The organism is Wolbachia endosymbiont of Drosophila bocki, assembly GCF_028982005.1.
GTDB classification, from domain to species: Bacteria; Pseudomonadota; Alphaproteobacteria; order Rickettsiales; family Anaplasmataceae; genus Wolbachia; species Wolbachia pipientis.
This window is the reverse complement of the sequence record NZ_JAPQLG010000027.1, coordinates 1-2,498: the sequence shown is the minus strand read 5'-3', so window position 1 is coordinate 2,498 and position 2,498 is coordinate 1. Positions and strand designations below refer to the sequence as shown.

General features: G+C 36.5%; 3 protein-coding genes. All 3 read right to left on the bottom strand.

Annotated features, from left to right (window positions below):
* Window positions 1-41: 41 nt before the first annotated feature.
* The 3 genes from OZD61_RS00475 to OZD61_RS00465 all read right to left on the bottom strand — a co-directional run bounded on the left by OZD61_RS00475 (window position 42) and on the right by OZD61_RS00465 (window position 2,247).
* Window positions 42-515: an ankyrin repeat domain-containing protein gene (locus tag OZD61_RS00475; protein ID WP_274979443.1), complete on the bottom strand. Its 474-nt coding sequence runs from the start codon at window positions 513-515 to the stop codon at window positions 42-44.
* Window positions 516-734: 219 nt separating this feature from the next.
* Window positions 735-1,661: a thioredoxin-disulfide reductase gene (trxB, locus tag OZD61_RS00470; protein ID WP_274979442.1), complete on the bottom strand. Its 927-nt coding sequence runs from the start codon at window positions 1,659-1,661 to the stop codon at window positions 735-737.
* Window positions 1,648-2,247, bottom strand: a complete 600-nt coding sequence (locus tag OZD61_RS00465; protein WP_096617719.1) for a peroxiredoxin — start codon at window positions 2,245-2,247, stop codon at window positions 1,648-1,650. Before OZD61_RS00465 ends, trxB begins: the two co-directional genes overlap by 14 nt.
* Between the last annotated feature and the right edge of the window lie 251 nt (window positions 2,248-2,498).

Here is a 2,498-nt window from a genome sequence, read left to right as displayed (position 1 = left end):
CCAGCTTGCAAATGATTGTCCTTTCCTTCATTTCTCTCCTATTACGAAGATTTTAAACAGGTTCTAAGATGTGCCCTGATACCATCATATTCAGGCCCAAGATATTTATCTTGAAGAAGAAAAACTTTGTTTTTAATGTTTGTATTAATGCTAGGATGTCTGAGTAACATCTGTACAAAATTCCTATTTTCCATGAGAAAGGCTAGATGTAGAGCTGTATTGCATTCTTTAGTTTCTTTAGCATTAATATTTAAACTTTTATGCTGTAAAAGTAACATCATCATTTTTAAGCATATAGGGCTGTCATCACCATTCATGACAATAGTCATTAGTGGTGTATATCGCTTATCAAACGCATTAACATCCGCACCCACCTCTATAGAGTGTTTAAAATCTTCTAAATTCTCCTTACCGATAGCATCAAATAACTTTTGTGTTGATTCATCAAGCGGTTCTGGAGTTCTCCGATTATATCCGTAACCAGTAGTACTTGTTCTATCCCTTCCATAAAGCATATTAAACCCATCTAATAATTTACTAATATAATTATGCAAAAGAAAAGGAAAATCGCAGGCAATTTATCTATAGCTAACCCAAGAAAGGTGTCATACCGCCGCGGTATCTCAGCATAGATTCCGCTAACAAGTAGCGGAATGACGAATTTTTGTTTTTAAAATTATCGGTAAACTTAAGTCACTTTAGCTATAAAATCCTAATTCTGAGTTAATTAATTACTACTCCAAAAACTTCTCTGCATCAAGTGCAGCCATGCACCCTGTTCCTGCTGCAACTACTGCCTGACGATATACCTTATCTTGCACATCACCTGCAGCAAACACTCCTGCCCTACTAGTTAAAGTTGTTCCAGGTTTTGTAATGATGTAACCCTGCTCATCCATTTCAACAAAGCCTTTAAAAATACCCGTATTTGGTGCGTGTCCAATTGCAATAAACACTCCATCCACTTTTAATTCTGTTGATTTAATTATAATACCAGTAACTTTTTTCGGATTTTCTTCTCCAAGAATCTGCTCTACGGTATGGTTCCACATTACTTTTATTTTATCATTTTTAAAGAGTCTATCTTGCATTACTTTTTCCGCTCTTAATTTATCACGCCTGTGTATTAATATCACTTCTTTGGCAAATCGAGTTAAAAATATTGCTTCTTCAACAGCGGTATTTCCACCACCAATCACGGCTACAACTTTATTCCTAAAAAATGCACCATCACAAGTTGCACAAGCTGAAACTCCGTAACCTTGAAACTCCTTTTCACTCTCCAAACCAAGCCATTTTGCTTGCGCACCGGATGCAATTATAATTGCATCCGAGTAGTAGTCATTGATATTACCAGAAGATCTAAATCTATACTCATTAAAGTCCTCAAGTTGTTCAATGCTTTTTATCTCATCATCTATTATTTTTGCTCCAACCTTCTCTGCATGCAACCTCATCTGCTCCATTAGTTCTGGACCCTGTATTGAAACAAAACCAGGATAATTTTCAACATCTGTAGTAATTGTAAGCTGACCACCAGGCTGCATTCCCGTTACTACAACTGGCTCTAAGTTTGCACGTGCTGCATATATAGCAGCAGCATAACCCGCTGCCCCGGATCCAATAATAAGAACTTTTGTACTAAATCTATAATTCTTCACTGTATGAGTTTAGATAATCAGCTACTCCTTCATCGCTTGCCTGCATTGCTGGCTTACCTTTCTTCCACCCTGCTGGACATACTTCACCATGCTCCTCATTATGTTTAATTGCATCAACGATTCTAACGAATTCATCGATATTACGCCCTAAAGGCAAATCATTTATCGATTGATGACGTACAATAAATTTATCATCAATAACGAAAGTTGCTCTCAGCGCAATTGAGTCATCATATAAGACCCCATAGTCTCTTGATATAGACTTTTTGATATCAGACACTAAAGTGTAGCTAACCTCTCCAATACCACCATCATTAACTGGAGTGTTTCGCCATTTATAATGTGAAAATTTTGAATCTACACTTATTCCTATCACTTCAACACCACGTTTTGAAAAATCCTCTATTTTATTACTAAATGATATCAACTCAGTTGGACAGACAAAGGTAAAATCAAGTGGATAGAAAAAAAGGACAGCATACTTATTTTTTATGCGCTTACTCAGACAGAAATCATCAACAATTTCTCCGCCAGAGAGAACAGCTGAAGCAGTAAAATCGATAGCAGATTTTGTTACAAGATTCATAATTAACCTATTCTTTTGAAATAACTTCAATTCTACATCTTGATAAACTTATATGCAAGTTTTCTTTGGTTTTAGTCCTATAAAAACTTCCTAAAATAGCTCTTCTTTTTTACCGATAAGATACAATCCAGGTTGGAATACTGAGTTGGTGAGTATAAAATTCTACGTCATGCCACCGCGAACCGTCATACCGCGATTCATTCGCGGTATCTCTAGATCCCGCTAACAAGTAGCGGGATGACGGTTGTCGT